This window comes from Arthrobacter sp. EPSL27 (assembly GCF_001512305.1).
Classification (GTDB): domain Bacteria; phylum Actinomycetota; class Actinomycetes; order Actinomycetales; family Micrococcaceae; genus Arthrobacter.
The window spans coordinates 113,675-131,202 of the sequence record NZ_LNUT01000004.1 but is presented as its reverse complement, the minus strand read 5'-3'; the positions used below and the strand labels follow the sequence as shown (position 1 = coordinate 131,202).

General features: G+C 70.2%; 12 protein-coding genes and 1 tRNA gene. 10 read left to right on the top strand and 3 right to left on the bottom strand.

What is annotated here, in order from left to right:
* Window positions 1-838 precede the first annotated feature (838 nt).
* From AR539_RS05450 to AR539_RS05405, 9 genes are all read left to right on the top strand, one after another.
* Window positions 839-928: transfer RNA gene (locus tag AR539_RS05450), tRNA-Ser, on the top strand.
* Between the two features lie 178 nt (window positions 929-1,106).
* Window positions 1,107-1,433, top strand: a complete 327-nt coding sequence (locus tag AR539_RS05445) for a DUF1905 domain-containing protein (protein WP_066436102.1) — start codon at window positions 1,107-1,109, stop codon at window positions 1,431-1,433.
* A gap of 313 nt (window positions 1,434-1,746) precedes the next feature.
* Window positions 1,747-2,565, top strand: a complete 819-nt coding sequence (locus tag AR539_RS05440; RefSeq protein ID WP_066433363.1) for a pyruvate, water dikinase regulatory protein — start codon at window positions 1,747-1,749, stop codon at window positions 2,563-2,565.
* A gap of 150 nt (window positions 2,566-2,715) precedes the next feature.
* Window positions 2,716-5,109 (top strand): phosphoenolpyruvate synthase, encoded by a 2,394-nt coding sequence (ppsA, locus tag AR539_RS05435; protein ID WP_066433359.1) that lies wholly within the window; start codon window positions 2,716-2,718, stop codon window positions 5,107-5,109.
* Window positions 5,110-5,321: 212 nt separating this feature from the next.
* Window positions 5,322-6,002 (top strand): hypothetical protein, encoded by a 681-nt coding sequence (locus AR539_RS05430; protein ID WP_066433357.1) that lies wholly within the window; start codon window positions 5,322-5,324, stop codon window positions 6,000-6,002.
* A 225-nt stretch (window positions 6,003-6,227) separates the two neighbouring features.
* A complete protein-coding gene (locus tag AR539_RS05425; protein WP_082699305.1) occupies window positions 6,228-6,962 on the top strand; it encodes a YcnI family copper-binding membrane protein in 735 nt (244 codons plus the stop codon).
* A gap of 102 nt (window positions 6,963-7,064) precedes the next feature.
* Window positions 7,065-7,706, top strand: a complete 642-nt coding sequence (locus AR539_RS18910) for a DUF4232 domain-containing protein (protein ID WP_082699203.1) — start codon at window positions 7,065-7,067, stop codon at window positions 7,704-7,706.
* A gap of 41 nt (window positions 7,707-7,747) precedes the next feature.
* Window positions 7,748-12,832, top strand: a complete 5,085-nt coding sequence (locus AR539_RS05410) for a DNA glycosylase AlkZ-like family protein (RefSeq protein ID WP_066433350.1) — start codon at window positions 7,748-7,750, stop codon at window positions 12,830-12,832.
* The gene (locus tag AR539_RS05405; protein ID WP_066433347.1) at window positions 12,825-13,688 is read left to right on the top strand and encodes a DNA-formamidopyrimidine glycosylase family protein; all 864 of its coding nucleotides are present in this window, start codon (window positions 12,825-12,827) and stop codon (window positions 13,686-13,688) included. Before AR539_RS05410 ends, AR539_RS05405 begins: the two co-directional genes overlap by 8 nt.
* 1 nt (window position 13,689) lies before the next feature.
* Here the strand turns inward: AR539_RS05405 and yczE are convergent, their stop codons facing one another.
* Complete coding sequence (gene yczE, locus AR539_RS05400; RefSeq protein WP_066433345.1) at window positions 13,690-14,316, bottom strand: membrane protein YczE; 627 nt, start codon at window positions 14,314-14,316, stop codon at window positions 13,690-13,692.
* A 61-nt stretch (window positions 14,317-14,377) separates the two neighbouring features.
* On the opposite strand from yczE, the gene yczR reads away from it, so the two are divergent.
* Entirely contained in the window at window positions 14,378-15,871 is a 1,494-nt protein-coding gene (gene yczR / locus AR539_RS05395; protein WP_066433344.1) for a MocR-like transcription factor YczR, read from the top strand.
* Window positions 15,872-16,176: 305 nt separating this feature from the next.
* On the opposite strand, the gene AR539_RS05390 is transcribed toward yczR, so the two are convergent.
* Both AR539_RS05390 and AR539_RS05385 read right to left on the bottom strand, forming a co-directional pair.
* Window positions 16,177-16,869 carry an SRPBCC family protein gene (locus AR539_RS05390; protein ID WP_066433343.1) on the bottom strand — a complete coding sequence of 231 codons (693 nt, stop codon included), beginning with the start codon at window positions 16,867-16,869 and terminating at the stop codon, window positions 16,177-16,179.
* On the bottom strand, window positions 16,862-17,500 hold the full coding sequence (locus AR539_RS05385; protein ID WP_066433342.1) for a winged helix-turn-helix domain-containing protein: 639 nt from the start codon (window positions 17,498-17,500) through the stop codon (window positions 16,862-16,864). Before AR539_RS05385 ends, AR539_RS05390 begins: the two co-directional genes overlap by 8 nt.
* Between the last annotated feature and the right edge of the window lie 28 nt (window positions 17,501-17,528).

The following is a 17,528-nucleotide window of genomic DNA, read 5'->3' as shown; positions in this document are numbered from 1 at the left end:
CTTGTTGACCCCGTCTGAATACCAGCTCCGATGGTGAAATGAACAGGGTCCTCAGCGGGGGTCGTGCCCGGGACGCCCGCGACTCCAATGAGCAATCGAACGTTGTTCTCCCACCCGTTGGCCTCCTGCAGGTCCCCGCGAGATGTGAGATCCATGGCCTTGGTCTGGATGGAATATGACCTGCCAGCGAGTGTTCCCTGCCCGGGGACTTCTCCAAGGTAGGAGACTGAGGCATCGGCGCACACGGCACTGCAGGGACCAACCTCCAAGTACGGCAGCACCGTGAATGAAGCAACGCCGGTCCCCGCCTCATTGGTGATGACGAAGGAGTCACCACCGTTCTGGATTGACGGATCAGATTTTGTAACGGTCCACGTAGCGGGGTAGGCAAATGAAAAAGCTACATCGTTTTCGACGCCGCTGAAGGTTGCGCTGGATGCGGTTGGGCCTGGTGGAGAACTTGCATCCGGAGTCGCGGGCGACTCCGTCCGGGTCGACTCTGCTGTTCCTGCCGAAGAACCTTCCGAGGGCCCAGGGGCCGGCTCGAATGAGCAGGCTGTCAGAAGCGAAGATAGGGCGAAACAGAAGACCATGACATTCAGAATGTCGGCCCCTCTCGCACGTCGACTACTAGACATAGCGCCCCTTCCGGAACCTGGATCGATTAGGAGTTGGTCGTCATCTGCTCACCCTAGACTTTCCGACCTGTTATGAGCACGCTCACAGGCATTCGCCACGCGTGCTTTGACCTCCGGACGGTCCGGCAAGCACTAGGAGTCAGGCCGCACTAGGCGCCGTTTTGGGGTTGAGCGCCTTGCTCCGGTACCCTATTCAGGTTGGTGACGTGTCCGAGCGGCCGAAGGTGCAACACTCGAAATGTTGTTTGGTGTAAAAGCCAACGTGGGTTCAAATCCCACCGTCACCGCCACGTAGCGAGGCCCCTGCTTCCCTTTGTTTACAAGGGAAGCAGGGGCCTTTCTCATACCAGCCGTCAGGGCGTGAGGGCCGCCGGCTTTCCCGCGGGACGCGCACGGTCCGGCCGGCCGGAAGGCCCGAGCCCGCGGACTGCTTGATGGAGCAGCACCCGGACACTACCGTTGCGTTCCGTGGACACCACCTTCAGTGCGGAAATGTTCGAATGGCGCGGGCCGGCCCCGTATTACTGGCTGGCGTTGCCCGCTGACGCGTGTGGCTACGTCCGGGTCCAGGCGGCGGTGGCCAGCTACGGGTGGGGAGCCATCCCGGTGCGGGTGCGGATCGGGGACACCGAATGGGAGACCTCGCTGTTGCCGCGCGACGGCGGGTACGTCCTGCCGGTGCGGAAGAACGTCCGCTTGCAGGAGCGGCTGGCCGACGGCGACAGGGTGGCGGTCGGCATGAGCGTGGCACCCCGCGGCGGCCGGGCCGCCAACGGCACCGGCCCCACCATGTGAGGCGCTCCCTGCCCTGCGTATGAGGGGTGTCCGGGCCTCGATGATTCCCGCAGCTGGCTCCATCGTTTTGAGACCATGGAGCCAGCCTTTGCGGAATCGGGCTCGATCGGAACACCGAATTGGTCTCTCCCCAGAAAGATGCCCGGGCCAGATCCCAACGTAAGGGTAGGCGCCCTGACCGGGACGGGCAATAGCCTTCCGTGTGACTTGAAAAGGCCGGTTTTCTGTGGTTGAGCTGGGGAAATGCTGTCCGCGGGCAGCGCCGAAGAGTCACGAAACAACCCCGCCGCCTGTCCTGGGGCAGAATGCGTTCATGACCAATGACGCTCCCCGCCCGGTCTACTTCCTTTCGGACAGCACGGGCATCACCGCGGAAACGCTCGGCAACACCCTGCTGACGCAGTTTCCCGCGAACGAATACGACCGCATCACGGTCCCCTTCATCACCACGGTGGACCAGGCCCGGGCCGTGGTCCGGGTGATCGACAACCTGGCCGACACCGGGCTGCAGCCCATCGTCTTCTCCACCGCCGTGGGCGCCGACATCCGCCAGACCCTGGGCACCTGCAAGGGGATCATCGTGGACCTCATCGGGACGCACGTCGGGCAGCTGGAACTGGCCCTGGGCACCCAGGCCAGCGGGGAACCGGGCCGGGCCCACGGCCTGGGCAACGCCGCCCGCTACCAGTCCCGGATGGCTGCCGTCGAATATGCCATGGAGCACGACGACGGCCAGAGCCTGCGCGCGCTCGAAAAGGCGCAGGTGATCCTGGTGGCCCCGTCCCGCTGCGGCAAGACCCCCACCACCATGTACCTGGCGCTGCAGCACGGCATCTTCGCCGCGAACTTCCCGCTGGTGGACGAGGACTTCGAACGGGAGGGCCTCCCCCGTCCGCTGCGCCCGTTCGTTTCCAAATGTTTCGGCCTCACCACCAACCCCCTGCGCCTGAGCCAGGTGCGCACCGAACGCCGCCGCGGCTCGCCCTATGCGTCGCTGCGGCAATGCGGGTTTGAGCTGCGCAGCGCCGAGCGCCTGTACGTCTCGCACGGGATCCCCTACCTCAATTCGGCCAGCGTCTCCGTGGAGGAAATGGCCGCCACCATCCTCCAGAAAATGAACCTCAAGCACTAGGACCGCGTTTCACGAATGTTGCGTGGAACACATCAAGTGGAAACACCGGCGTGGACCTGTCACTGTGGACAGGAATTGCGCCCCACAACGGCGCGCGCCCCATGCGGGGCGGCGATACCGCATGCCATCATCTGCAAAGGAGCAGTAAACGTGACGACAGACATCCTGTGGTTCTCAGAACTTGGCCTCAAGGACCTGGACCGGGTGGGCGGCAAAAACGCCTCACTCGGCGAAATGGTGCAGAACCTCACCTCTGCCGGAGTCCAGGTGCCCGACGGCTTCGCCACGACGGCCGACGCCTACCGCAGCTTCCTCGCCGATTCCGGCCTGGACCAGAGGATCGCCGACCGGCTGGTGGGCCTGGACACCGACGACGTCACCGCGCTGGCCGCTGCCGGGCAGGAAATCCGCACCCTGATCCGCGAGACGCCCTTCCTGCCGGACTTCGAGGCGCAGATCCGCGCCGCCTACCAGAAGCTGGTGGAAAAGCACGGCAGCTCCGAGGACCTCTCCTGGGCCGTCCGCTCCAGCGCGACGGCGGAAGACCTCCCCGACGCCTCCTTCGCGGGCCAGCAGGAAACCTTCCTGAACGTCCGCGGCATCGAGAACATCCTGCAGGCCATCAAGGACGTCTTCGCGTCGCTCTACAACGACCGTGCCATCGCCTACCGGGTGCACCACCAGTTCGAGCACGCCGAGGTGGCACTCTCCGCCGGCGTCCAGCGCATGGTCCGCTCCGACGTCGGCGCCTCCGGCGTGATGTTCACCATGGACACCGAATCCGGGTTCCAGGACGCCGTGTTCGTCACCTCCTCCTACGGCCTCGGCGAAGCCGTGGTCCAGGGCGCCGTCAACCCAGACGAGTTCTACGTCTACAAGCCGGCCCTGGAGGCCGGCCGCCCCGCCATCCTCAAGCGCGGCCTGGGCGAAAAGGCCCTCCAGATGACCTACACCAGCAACCGCGAAGTGGGCCACACCATCGACTTCGTGCCGGTGGAGGCCTCCCAGCGGAACCGCTTCAGCCTCACCGACGACGACGTCGAGCAGCTGGCCCGCCACGCCGTCGCCATTGAAAACCACTACGGGCGCCCCATGGACATCGAATGGGGCAAGGACGGGGTGGACGGCGGCCTGTACATCCTGCAGGCCCGTCCCGAAACCGTGCAGTCCCGCCGGGCCTCCGGCAGCCTCAGCCGCTTCCGCCTCAACGGGACCGGCCGTGCCCTGGTCGAGGGCCGCGCGATCGGCCAGCGCATCGGCGCCGGCACCGTCCGCATCCTCACCGCGATCGACCAGATGGCCGCCTTCAAGACCGGCGACGTCCTGGTCGCCGACATGACCGACCCGGACTGGGAACCGATCATGAAGCGCGCCTCCGCGATCGTGACCAACCGCGGCGGACGCACCTGCCACGCCGCCATCATCGCCCGCGAACTGGGGATTCCCGCCGTCGTCGGCACCGGCTCCGCCACGGACGTCCTCAGCGACGGGCTCGAGGTGACCGTCTCCTGCGCCGACGGCGAGACCGGCGTCATCTACGAGGGCCTCCTGGACTTCAGCGTCGAGGAAACCGAAATCACCCAGCTGCCCGAGGCCCCGGTCAAGGTCATGATGAACGTCGGCACCCCCGAACAGGCCTTTACGTTCGCGCAGCTGCCCAACCACGGCGTGGGCCTGGCCCGGCTGGAATTCATCATCAACCGCCAGATCGGCATCCACCCCAAGGCGCTGCTGAACCTGGACGAGCAGCCGGCGGACGTCATCGCGGAGATCCGGGACCGCATCGCCGCCTACGACAGCCCGCGCGACTACTACATCAAGCGCCTGGCCGAGGGTGTGGCCACCATCGCCGCGGCGTTCGCGCCGGAGCCGGTGATTGTGCGGATGTCCGACTTCAAGTCCAACGAGTACGCCAACCTCATCGGCGGCCCCGCCTACGAGCCGCACGAAGAGAACCCGATGATCGGCTTCCGCGGCGCCTCCCGCTACCTGGAGCCGTCCTTCCGGGACTGCTTCGACCTGGAGTGCGAGGCCCTGTCCTTCGTCCGCAACGAGATGGGCCTCACCAACGTCAAGCTGATGATCCCGTTTGTGCGCACCGTGGATGAGGCGTCCGGCGTCATCGACCTGCTCGCCGAGAACGGCCTGCGCCGCGGCGAGAACGGCCTCGAGGTGATCATGATGTGCGAGCTGCCGTCCAACGCGCTGCTGGCCGACGAGTTCCTTGACTACTTCGACGGTTTCTCCATCGGCTCCAACGACATGACCCAGCTGACCCTGGGCCTGGACCGTGACTCCGCGATCGTCGCCGGCGGCTTCGACGAGCGGGACCCCGCCGTCAAGAAGCTCCTCAGCATGGCCATCGCAGCGTGCAAGGCGCGTGGCAAGTACGTGGGCATCTGCGGCCAGGGCCCCTCCGACCACGCGGACTTCGCCGAGTGGCTGGTCGCCGAAGGCATCGACTCCGTCTCGCTGAACCCCGACACCGTGGTGGACACATGGCTCCGGCTCGCCGGCGCGGCCTCCCCCGCCCCGGTCAGCTGACACTGACACCTGAGACAGTGACCTGAACCCGCTGCACCCCGGTCCCTAGACCGGGGTGCAGCTGTTTCGCGAGGCACCCGGCCGCCCCTCTCCGGGGCTCTTGTCCGCCGGAGGTTTTTCCCAGTCCGGCCGGTAGAATCGGGGGGACAGCCCGACGGCGGCATCCGCCGTCCGGGATCCACGTTGGCCGCCGCTGGTGAAGGGAGTGTTCCGTGCGCACAGCCGCCAGAACCCCGTTCCATGCCCTGCGATCGGCCATGGTGGCCTTCACCGTCCTGTCCCTCGCCGCCGGCGCGCACACCCTGGCCGGCGGACACCTGCCCTCCCCCGGCATCCTGCTGGCCCTGCTGGCCCTGACCGGGCTGGCCACCACCGCAGCCACCCGGCTGAAGCTGAACTTCGCGGCCCTTGCCGGGATGCTCGGCGCCGGCCAGTTCGTGCTGCACGGGGCCTTCAGCGCCTTCAGCGCGGCTCCCCTCAACGGATCGGCCCTCAACGCATCGGCCCCGGGTGCTTCGGCCTTCCCCGGCCCGGCCTCCGGAACCGCGCACCACCTCGGCGCGGTGCCCCTTCCGCCCGGGACCGGCGGAACCCTCGACGCGCACGCACTGGACACAACCCTGGCACTGGACTCCTCACTGTCCCTGCTGATGCTTGCCGGCCACGCGCTGGCAACCCTGCTCTGCGCCCTCCTCCTCGCCCGGGGCGAAGCCGCCCTGTGGTCCCTCGCCGCCTGGCTCCGCCCGCTGCTGCAGCTTCCGGCGCCCGTGGTGCTTCACGCGCCTGCAGTCCCGGCCGCCGCCTTCTGGCCGGCGGAGTCCGTGCCGCTGCCGTGGCGGAACCTCCGGCGCGATTGCCGCCGCGGGCCGCCGCCCGCCGTCGTACTTCCCTGACATTCCCGGCCGCGGCCGCACCTGCGCACGAAGACCATCAGCGTCCCCTCCGCTGCGCCAGCACATCAGTAACCATCAACACCGCCGCCGCGCCATCCTCCCCATTTTTGTGCCTGCCTCGGAGCAGCGCACGCCTGAAAGGCAACCCACGTGAAGATCTCCTCCACCCCTGCCCTCCGCCGTACCCTGGCCGCAGCTGCCGCTGCCGGCGGAACCGCCGCCCTGATGCTCGCCGGCGCCGCGGGCGCGTCCGCGCACGTCGGCGTCACCCCGGACAAGACCACGGCGAACTCCTACGCCCTGCTGACCTTTGGAATCCCGCACGGCTGCGAGGAGTCCGGCACCACCAAGGTGACCATCACCCTGCCCGCCGAACTCAACGATGCCCAGCCCACGGTCAACCCGAACTGGACCGCCGAGAAGGTCACGGAGCAGCTGGCCGAACCGAAGAAACTCGCGGACGGCAGCTCCATCACCAAGCGCACCAGCCGGATCGTCTACACCGCCAAGGCCCCGCTGGAGCCGGAACTCCGGGACGCCCTGGTGCTGTCCGTGAAGCTGCCCGACACCGCGGGCAAGACCCTCTATTTCCCGACGCTGCAGAACTGTGAGGTGGGCCAGACCGACTGGTCCGAGTTGCCCGCCGACGGGCAGGACCCGCACTCGCTCAAGGCGCCTGCCCCCTCCGTGACGGTCACGGCCGCGGCGGCCTCCGCTGACGGCCACGGCGCCCACGCCGCCAGCGCCACGGAGACAACACCGGAAACCGCGGCTGAGACCACCCAGGCCGCCGCGGTGACCGACAGCGGCGCCGAGGCCCGCAGCTGGGCCGGCCTGGTGGCCGGTGCCGGGGGCCTCGCCCTCGGCGGACTGGCCCTGGCCCGCAGCCGGGGCGCCAAGCCCGCTCCGGTGCGCGTCCCAGCGTCCGGTTCCACCCCCGGCTCAGCGCCGAAGGAGTAGCTGACCTCGGTTGATGCCCGGAAATCACAATCCGGGCATCAATCGGGCGCCGCCGTCGTGGCATCGTTGACTCAGGCCACCACTGGCACGAAGGTTGGTGCCATGACGGCTCAGCGAATTCCGAAAAGACTGGTAACCACGACGGCGGCAGCCGCGGCAGTGTTTGTCCTTGCCGGCTGCGGAGCGGGAACACCGCAGTCCCAGACGTCGTCGACGCCGGCGTCCTCCCCTGCCAGCTCGGCGAGCCAGCCTGCCGGCTCCGGAGCGGCCACCGCACCCGCCACGCCGCCCACCGCGTCGTCGGCAGCACCCGCCCCTGCCGGCCCCGCCTTGTGCAAGGCCGACGGCCTGACGGCAGCCCTCGATTCCGCCGGCGGTGCCGCGGCCGGAAGCCTCTACATGCAGCTGATCCTGACCAACTCGGGCACCGAGCCGTGTGTGCTCAGGGGATTCGCCGGCGTCTCCCTGACCGCCGACGCCAACGGCGCACCGATCGGCGCCGCCGCGGTCCGCGACCAGTCCGGACCCGCCGCCGACGTCCTCCTGGCACCGGGCCAGGCCGGCGCGGCGACCCTGCGGTACACCCAGGCCGCCAACCACGCGGGCTGCAAAATCACGCCGGCCGCCGGCTACCGCATTTACCCGCCCGAAGACACCGCTTCGCTGTTCATTGCCCAGCCCACAGATGCCTGCAGCGACGCCGCAACCCAGCTCCTCACCATCGGTGTGTTCCAGTCCCAGTAGCCGCGGCATTTCCTGTCGGTGCCGTAAGGGATGATGGAGGAATGAAGGGGCAGGAGCGCGCCGGCACACTCGCGGCCGAAGCCATGGACCGGTTCAGCCGGCCGACCCGGGACTGGTTCCTGGGCGCATTCACCGCGCCCACCCCGGCCCAGGAGGGCGCCTGGAACGCGATCTCCTCCGGCGCCCACGCCCTCGTGGTCGCCCCCACCGGGTCCGGCAAAACCCTCGCCGCGTTCCTCTGGGCGCTGGACCGCCTGCTCGTCGCGGCGCCCGCCGAGCCCGAGGAGCTGCCCGGGCTCGACGCCGCGGCCGCCAAACCAGCCCGCCGGAAGGCGCCCAAACGCAAAACCCGGGTGCTGTACATCTCGCCGCTCAAGGCGCTGGGCGTCGACGTCGAACGCAACCTCCGTGCCCCGCTGATCGGCATCACGCAGACCGCCAAACGTCTCGGCCTGCCCGCGCCGCTGATCACTGTGGGCGTCCGTTCCGGCGACACCCCGGCCGCGGACCGCCGGGCGCTGCTGAGCAACCCGCCGGACATCCTCATCACCACCCCCGAATCGCTCTTCCTGATGCTGACCTCCAAGGCGCGGGAGACGCTGAGCGAGGTGGACACCATCATCGTTGACGAGGTCCACGCCGTCGCCGGCACCAAACGCGGCGCCCACCTGGCGGTGTCGCTGGAACGCCTCGACGCGCTGCTGCCGAAGCCCGCCCAGCGGATCGGGCTCTCCGCCACCGTGGAACCGAAGGAACTGGTGGCGCAGTTCCTCGCGGGGTCGGCCCCGGCGGAAATCGTGGCCCCGCCCTCCAAGAAGAACTGGGACCTGACCGTCTCGGTGCCGGTGGAGGACATGTCCGATCTCCAGGGTGCCGCCGGCGCGTTCGACTCCGGCCCGGCCTCGGGACTGCAGCCGCAGGCGTCCATCTGGCCGCATGTGGAGGAGAAGATCGTGGACCTGGTCCTGGCGAACCAGTCCACCATCGTGTTCGCCAACTCGCGCCGGCTGGCCGAACGCCTGACAGCCCGGCTCAACGAGATCTACGCCGAGCGCCAGCTCATGAACGCCGGAGGCGGCTGGGCCGAGCTTGCCGCCGGCGCGCCGGAGCTGGAGGCAGTCCCGGCGGGCGCACCCGCACGGCCGGACAGCGGGGCGGTTCCGGCGTCGACGGCAACGCCCGCCCACATGATGGCCCAGGCCGGCAGCACCGCCGGGGCCGATCCCGTCCTGGCCCGCGCGCACCACGGATCGGTCTCCAAGGACCAGCGGGCCCTGATCGAGGACGACCTGAAATCCGGCCGGCTCCGCTGTGTGGTGGCTACGTCCTCGCTGGAACTCGGGATCGACATGGGTGCCGTGGACCTGGTGGTGCAGGTGGAATCCCCGCCGTCCGTGGCCAGCGGCTTACAGCGGGTGGGCCGCGCCGGCCACCAGGTGGGCGAGGTCTCCCAAGGCGTGCTGTTCCCCAAGCACCGGGCGGACCTGGTGCACACCACCATCACCGTGGAGCGGATGCTCGCCGGCAAGATCGAACGCCTTTACGTCCCCGCGAACCCGCTGGACATCCTGGCCCAGCAGACCGTCGCCGCCACGGCCTTGGGCGCCATCGACGTCGAGGAATGGTTCTCCACCGTGCGGCGCTCGGCTCCCTTCGCCTCGCTCCCCCGCTCGGCCTTCGAGGCCACCCTCGACCTGCTCGCGGGCCGCTACCCCTCGGACGAGTTCGCGGAACTGCGGCCGCGCATCATCTGGGACCGGAACGCCGGAACCATCGAAGGCCGGCCCGGCGCCCAGCGGCTGGCCGTCACCTCCGGCGGCACCATCCCGGACCGCGGGCTCTTCGGCGTCTACATCATCGGCACCGAGACCGAAGGCTCAGCCAGCCCCGGCACGGCCAGCGGCGACGGCAGGGCATCCAGTCCGTCCGCGGCCGCCGCGAAGGGCGGCCGCCGGGTGGGCGAGCTCGATGAGGAAATGGTCTACGAATCCCGGGTGGGCGACGTTTTCGCCCTGGGCGCCACCAGCTGGAAGATCGAGGACATCACCCACGACCGGGTCCTGGTCTCCCCCGCCTTCGGCCAGCCCGGAAAACTGCCGTTCTGGAAGGGTGACTCCCTCGGCCGGCCCGTGGACCTGGGCCGCGCCCTGGGCGCGTTCGTGCGCGAACTGTCCGCGACCGACGTCGGGCCCGCCACCGAACGCTGCAAGGCCAGCGGCCTGGACGATTTCGCCGCCAACAACCTGATCCAGTACCTCGGCGAGCAAAAGGCGGCCACCGAGGTGGTCCCCAGCGACACCACGCTCGTGGTGGAACGCTTCCACGACGAGCTGGGCGACTGGCGCGTGGTGCTGCACAGCCCGTTCGGCATGCCGGTGCACGCGCCGTGGGCCCTCGCCGTCGGGCAGCGGCTGCATCAGCGCTACGGCATGGACGGGTCCGCCATGGCCGCCGACGACGGCATCGTGCTCCGGGTGCCCATGATGGAGGACGAGCCCCCGGGGGCGGATCTGTTCCTCTTCGACCCGGAGGAACTCGAACAGATCGTGACGGCGGAGGTCGGCGGCAGCGCGCTCTTCGCCTCCCGTTTCCGCGAGTGCGCCGCCCGCGCCCTGCTGCTGCCCCGGCAGAACCCGGGCAAACGGCAGCCTCTCTGGCAACAGCGCCAGCGCTCCGCCCAGCTGCTGGACGTCGCCCGGAAGTACCCCACATTCCCGATCGTCCTCGAAACCGTCCGCGAGTGCCTGCAGGATGTCTACGATCTGCCGGCGCTGAAGGACATCGCGGCGTCCATCGAACGCCGTGAACTGAGGATCCTGCAGACCACCACGCAGCAGCCCTCCCCCTTCGCCAAGTCGCTGCTGTTCGGCTACGTGGCGCAGTTCCTCTACGAGGGCGATTCCCCGCTGGCCGAGCGCCGCGCCGCCGCCCTGGCGCTGGACTCGACCCTGCTCAACGAGCTCCTGGGCCGGGTGGAGCTGCGCGAACTGCTCGATGCCAAGGTCATCGACGCCACCGAGCGGGAGCTGCAGCGACTCGCCCCGGACCGGAAGGTCCGCGGGCTCGAAGGGGTGGCGGACCTGCTCCGGCTGCTGGGCCCGCTGACCGCCGAGGAAGTCGCGGCGCGGCTGGAGCCGGCCGAGGGAGCGGCCGCTGCCGCCGCGCCGGTCCCGGAAACCGAGCCTAATGTTGGCTCCGGGCCGGAGGAGGCCCTGATAGCCGCTCCGGAGACGGTTCCCGAGGCCGCGGCCTCTGTTGAGGACGCCGCCGAGCATCTGGTCGCGCTCCACCGCGCCAACCGCGCCATCAAGGTCAACGTCGGCGGCGCCGAGCGTTTCGCTGCCGTCGAGGACGCGGCCCGCCTCCGCGACGCCCTCGGCGTCCCGTTGCCCATGGGTGTGCCGCTGGCCTTCATCGAACCGGTCGCCGACCCGCTGGGCGACCTCGTCTCCCGCTATGCCCGCACCCACGGGCCGTTCACGTCCGCGGAAGCCGCCGCCCGGCTGGGACTCGGGGTCGCCGTCGTCGGCACGGCCCTGAAGCGGCTCGCCGCGGACGGGCGCGTGGTGGAAGGCGAGTTCCGCCCGCACGCGTCGCCGCCGTCCGCGCCGGAAGCCGACGGCGGGGAGGGCTCCGCCGAGGCTGACACGACTGCTGCGCCGGCCGCCCCGTCGCTGGCCGGAGTCAGCGAGTGGTGCGACGCCGAAGTCCTGCGGAAGCTCCGCCGCCGCTCGCTCGCCGCGCTGCGCGCCGAGGTGGAGCCCGTGGATGCCGCCGCGTACGGCCGCTTCCTGCCGGCCTGGCAGAACGTCCGGGTCCCCGGCAAACGCGGACAGTCGGCGCTGCGCGGACTGGACGGGATCATCACGGCCGTGGACCAGCTCTCCGGGGTCCCCATTCCTGCGTCCGCCTGGGAACCGCTGGTCCTCGCCAGCCGGGTGTCCGACTACCAGCCCGCCATGCTCGATGAACTCATGGCTGCCGGCGAAGTGCTGTGGTCCGGCGCGGGCGCGCTCCCCGGCAACGACGGCTGGGTCAGCCTGCACCTGGCCGATTCGGCCGAGCTGACCCTGAACCCGGCGCTGGACTTTGAACCGGGAGACGCGCAGCAGCGGCTGCTGGACCATCTGCGCAACAACGGCGGCGGGTACTTCTTCCGGCAGCTGACCGAGGTCGCAGGCGGCATGGACGCGGTGCTCAGCGACCAGGACGTGGTCACTGCGCTCTGGGACCTGGCGTGGGCGGGCCGGATCACCGGCGACACGTTCGCTCCCGTCCGGGCCATGATTGCCGGCGGCCACACCGCGCACCGGCAGGTGGCGCGCGCCCCGCGGGCCCGGGCCCCCCGGCTGAGCCGGCTGGGACGCGCGCACGGCACCGGGCTGCTCGGTTCCCCCGGGCTCACCGGCGGCAGGTACGGCTCAACCACCGGCGCGGCACCCACACCGCCGCTCGCCGCAGGCCGCTGGTCCGCGCTGCCCGCCCCCGAACTCGATGCCACCATCCACGCCCGCGCCACCGCGGAACTCCTGCTGGACCGGTACGGGGTGCTCACCCGCGGCTCGGTCATGGCCGAGAACATCCTGGGCGGCTTCGGGCTGATGTACAAAGTCCTGGCCCGGCTGGAGGAAGCGGGCCGGTGCCGGCGCGGCTACTTCATCGAGCACCTGGGTGCGGCGCAGTTCGCCGTGCCCGCGACCGTGGACCGGCTGCGGTCCTATGCCGAGGACACCCAGCTCCAAAAGCCCGAGCCGGTGGCGCTCGCCCTCGCCGCGACGGACCCCGCCAACCCGTACGGCGCTGCCCTGCCCTGGCCCGCCCTCAACGTCGACGCCGGGACCGGCCACCGCCCGGGCCGGAAGGCCGGGGCGCTGGTGGTGCTGGTGGACGGCGCCCTGGTGCTCTACGTGGAACGCGGCGGCAAGACCCTCCTGGCCTTCAGCGAGGACACCGACGTGCTGGCCGCCGCCGGCGCCGCCCTGGTCAGCGTGGTCACCCGCGGCGCGGTGGACAAACTGATCATGGAAAAGGTCAACGGCCACGGCATCCTCGACACACCCATCGCCGCCGCCCTGGCCCACGCCGGCGCCTACTCCACCCCCAAGGGGCTGAGGATCCGTGCCTGAGGGCGATTCCGTATTCCGCGCGGCCGCGCAGCTGCACGCTGCGCTGGCCGGCCAGAAACTCATCTCCTCCGACTTCCGGGTGCCGCGGTTCGCCACCCTCAAACTGGCCGGCTGGACCGTGACCGAGGTGGTCCCGCGCGGCAAGCACCTGCTCATGCGGCTCGAGGGACCCGCACGGGAGGGTGCAACCGGCCCCGCGGAGCCGGACCGGCTGACCATCCACTCCCACCTCAAGATGGAGGGGACCTGGCAGGTCTATCCGCCCGGGGGCCGCTGGCGGAAACCCGGGTTCACGGCGCGCTGCGTGCTGCGCACCGCGACGGCAGACGCCGTCGGGTTCTCCCTGGGGATCCTCGAAGTGGTCCGCACGTCCGAGGAGGATGCCGTGGTGGGCCACCTCGGCCCGGACCTGCTGGGCCCCGACTGGGACGTCGACGAGGCGGAGCGGCGGATCCTTGCCAGCCCGGACGTCCCGATCGGCGTCGCGCTGCTGGACCAGCGGAACCTCGCCGGGATCGGCAACATCTACCGCTGCGAGGCCTGCTTCCTCTCCGGCGTCCACCCCGCGGCGCCTGTCTCCGCGGTGCCCGACCTGAAGGCCATGATCACCGACGCGAAGGTGCTGCTGGAGGCAAATCTGGGCCCCGGGCGCCGCACCACTGTCCTGAACCGGCGCGGCGCCGTTGTGGGCCGGAGCTCCGGGCTGCCCGGCTACTGGGTCTACCGGCGCGAACACCAGGCGTGCCTGAAGTGCCGCACACCGGTGCGGCACGGTGTCCTGGCGAAGGGCACAGGCACGGAGGAACGGGACATCTACTTCTGCCCCGTGTGCCAGCCGATGCCGGACCCGGCGTAGCTCAGGCGGCTCTGACCGCGGGATCCGCAGCCGCCGGCGCGGGACGCTGTAGCTCGGGCACAGTGAACCGCGGCAGCAGAAGCTGCACCAGCGGGCCGATCGCCAGGGCGTAGAGCACTGTGCCGACGCCGACGGAGCCGCCCAGCAGCCAGCCGGCGCCCAGCACCACCACTTCGATGCCGGTGCGGCACACCCGGACCGGCCAGCCCGTCCGCCGGGCGAGCCCTGTCATGAGCCCGTCCCGCGCACCCGGGCCCAGCCGGGCGCCGATGTAGCAGGCGGAGGCCACGCCATTGAGCAGCACCGCACCGATGAGCAGGCCGGCCTGGCCGCCCAGATGCGAAAACGCCGGAATGAAGGCCAGCCCGATATCCGCGAAGACGCCCACCAGCACCGCATTGAACAGCGTGCCGATGCCCGGCCACTGCCGGAGCGGGATCCAGAGCAGCAGCACCAGGAAGCTGACAATGACCACCACCGTGCCCAGGCTGAGGCCCGTCTTGGTGGCCAGGCCCTGGTGCAGGACGTCCCACGGCGCCGTGCCGAGGCTGGCGCGGATGAACATGGCCAGGGAGATGCCGTACATGGCAAGGCCGATAAGGAGCTGGAGGAACCTGCGGGTCATCATGGCTCCCATCCTTCCCGAAAACTGGCCTTGTATTCCATAGCCAGTTTGAAATACTGGCCTTATGTCCGGATCCCTCAACCCCAGCTCCCTGGCGCGCCTGCTCGGCGAATGGAACGCAGGCGCGGCCCCCGCATACCGGGAGCTGGCCGACGTCGTCCGCCTCCTGGTCCTCGACGGCCGCGTGCCGCTGGGGGTGGCGCTGCCCAGCGAACGGTCTTTGGCCGCGACGCTGGGCATCAGCCGGACCACCGTCACCGCCGCCTACTCCCTGCTCCGTGAACAGGGGTTCCTCAGCAGCGGGCAGGGCAGCCGCGGCCGGACGTGCATCCCGCAGTCCGGCACGCCGGGCGACGGCCAGGGCGCGGCGTTGAGCGGAGCTCCCGGCCTTGTGGTTCCGGACGGCATCCTCGATCTGGCCTACGCCTCGCTCCCGGCCAGCGGCGAGGTGGTGCACCGGGCCTTCGCCGCCGCGCTGACCGAGCTGCCGGCGCTGCTGCCGGGCTTCGGCTACGACGCCCTCGGCGTCCTCCCCCTCAGGGACGCCATCGCGCGGCACTATTCGGCGGCCGGCGTGCCCACCACTCCGCAGCAGATCCTGGTGACGTCCGGTGCGCAGCATGCCCTGAACATCGTGCTCCGCACCCTGGCCGGCCGGGCTGACAAGGTGCTGGTGGAGCATCCCAGCTATCCCAACGCGATCGATGCCATCCGGGCGGCGGGCTGCCGTCTGGTGCCGGTGCCCATGCCTGCCGCAGCCCCGTCCGGCGCTGATCCCGCCGCACGCCCAGGCTGGGACCTGGCGGCCTTCGAGTCGGCGCTGAAGCAGCGTCCCGCCATGGCCTACGTGGTCCCGGATTTCCACAATCCCACCGGGCGGCTGATGCCCGATTCCCAGCGGCGCAGGCTGGTCCGCGCGGCGGCCGCCGCAGGCACGGTGCTGGTGGTGGACGAAACACTGCGGGAGCTGAACCTGGACGGCATGGACTCCACCCCCATGGCAGCGTTCAGCCCGGCGTTGGTGTCGCTCGGATCCCTGAGCAAGTCGCACTGGGCGGGGCTGCGCACCGGCTGGATCCGGGCTGAGGAATCCCTCATCCAGCGCTTCGCCGCCGCCCGCACCACGCTGGACCTCGGCGGCCCGGTGGTGGAACAGCTCGCCGCGGCGCACCTGGTCAACGCCCTCGCGGAGCCGCTTCCGGCCCGGCTGGCCACCTTGCGGGACAACCGGGACGGGCTGCTGGAGCTGCTGCGCGGGCACCTGCCGGACTGGGAAACGGAACGGCCCGACGGCGGCCTGTCCGTCTGGTGCCGCCTCCCGGCACCGATCAGCACCGCCCTCGCGGTGGTGGCGCCCGACGTCGGCATCCGCCTCGCGGCCGGGCCCCGCTTCGGCACGGGCGGCGCCTTCGAGCAGTACCTCCGGGTGCCGTTCACCCTGCCCCTGGAGCAGCTGGAAACCGCCGTGCTGGCCCTGCGGTCGGCCCAGGACCGGCTGTCAGCCTCCCCGCAGCTGAGGCGCACCCGGTCGGCCCCGCCCGCCGCCGCGATCGCCTGAGCCGCCCGCGGTGCCACCTGAGGCCCGGGACCGGGCGACGCGCTACCGGCCCTGCGCTGCGCAAAAATCCCCACGCCGCGGTACTCCCGCGTCGCCAGGACTCTGCCGCGTCGCCCGGCAGGTGGCGCGTCGCCGGGCGTCGCCGCGGCCCGACGACGCGCTACCGGTCCCGCGCTGCGCAAAATTCCCCACGCCGCGGTGCTCCCGCGTCGCCAGGACTCTTGCGTGTCGGCCGGCAGGTGCGGTGTCGGCCGGCAGGTGCCGCGTCGCCCGGACTTTGCCGCGTCCGGGCGCGGGAGCAGGTGCTAGGCGTAGACCTTCTCGAAGAACCCGCTCCAGGCCTTCGCCGTGGTTTCGGAGTCCCCGCTCCCGCTGAAGTCGTGGACCGTCATGCCCACCGGAGCGCCGAACGCATTGCGGCCGAAGAACCGGTACAGCGTGTCCGCCGTGCGCAGGCCCAGGAAGTTGTCGTTGGTGAAGTCCACCTCGCCGGACAGCCGCCCGACGCCGTCGAGCTCCAGGTCCACGTGATCCCCCTGGGCCGCACCGTCCACACCCATTGCGGCCTTAAGCCGGCTGAAGCCGTCCGGGGTCTGCGAGGCGGCCGGTGCCTGGATGTCCGTGAAGACCACGGGCTTGCCGTCGAAATACTTCAGGTACTGGCCGAGGGTGTGCAGGTAGAACACCGTGTGCTTGCTGGCGCCGTCGTACTGCCCGTCCCAGTCGCCCTGGAAGATGCCGCTGTGGACGTAGTGCAGTCGGGCCCGGCCGCCGTCGAGCGGTTCCAGGACGTGCTCCAGCTGGTTGAACCAGCCGTCCGGGCCGTCCATCCGTGACACCAGGTGGGTGGGGTATTCATCGACCGTCCGCACGGCCGGCCACTCATCCGTGGGGAACATCCAGGCCGGGGTGCCGGCGGTGACGGCCTCCCAGACCCGCTCGGGCGTGCCGGGCAGTTCCGTGTCCGCGATGATTTCGAAGTTCCGCTTGTCAGTCATTGTCCTGCTCCTTAGCTGATGGGGTTGTGGGTGTTTTAAGTGAGGGGTGAAGTGCGACGACGAGGCGGTGCTTGCGCCCGCCGCCGGGCCCGGGCGTCGGGGCCGTCGGTCCGCCGTCGTGGTACTTGTCCACGAGCCGGGTCACGGCGACGCCGAGCTCTTCCGCGAAGGCGGCCCGGTCCGCCGCCGACCGGAAGGTGATCTCGCCGTCGATGGCGAAGGTGGCGAGCGGCTGTTTGGCTGCGGCGGCACCCGCAATCAGCCGCCCTGTTTCCTGGACCATGCGGCTGGCGAGGGCCAGCAGCCAGAAGGCCGAGAAGCGGTCCGAGAACCGGTGCGGATCCGGCGCCACGGACGCCAGCGCGGCCGGCGAAATCAGGTAGGAGGCCGCGCTGGCCCGCAGGATGCGCTCCGTGACGTTGCCCTTCCGGCGCTCCTCTACCAGTTCCACCAGCCCGTGCCGCTCCAGGGCCTTGAGGTGGTAATTCACCTTCTGCCGCGGCAGGCCCACCCTGGCCGCGAGCTGCGTGGCCGAGCCGGGCTCCGCGAGTTCCATCAGGATGCGGGTCCGGATGGGGTCCAGCGATACCCCCGCCGCGGCCGGGTCCTCGATCACTTCGATGTCTAACATGCCACCAGTCTCGCTACCGACAGTTTTA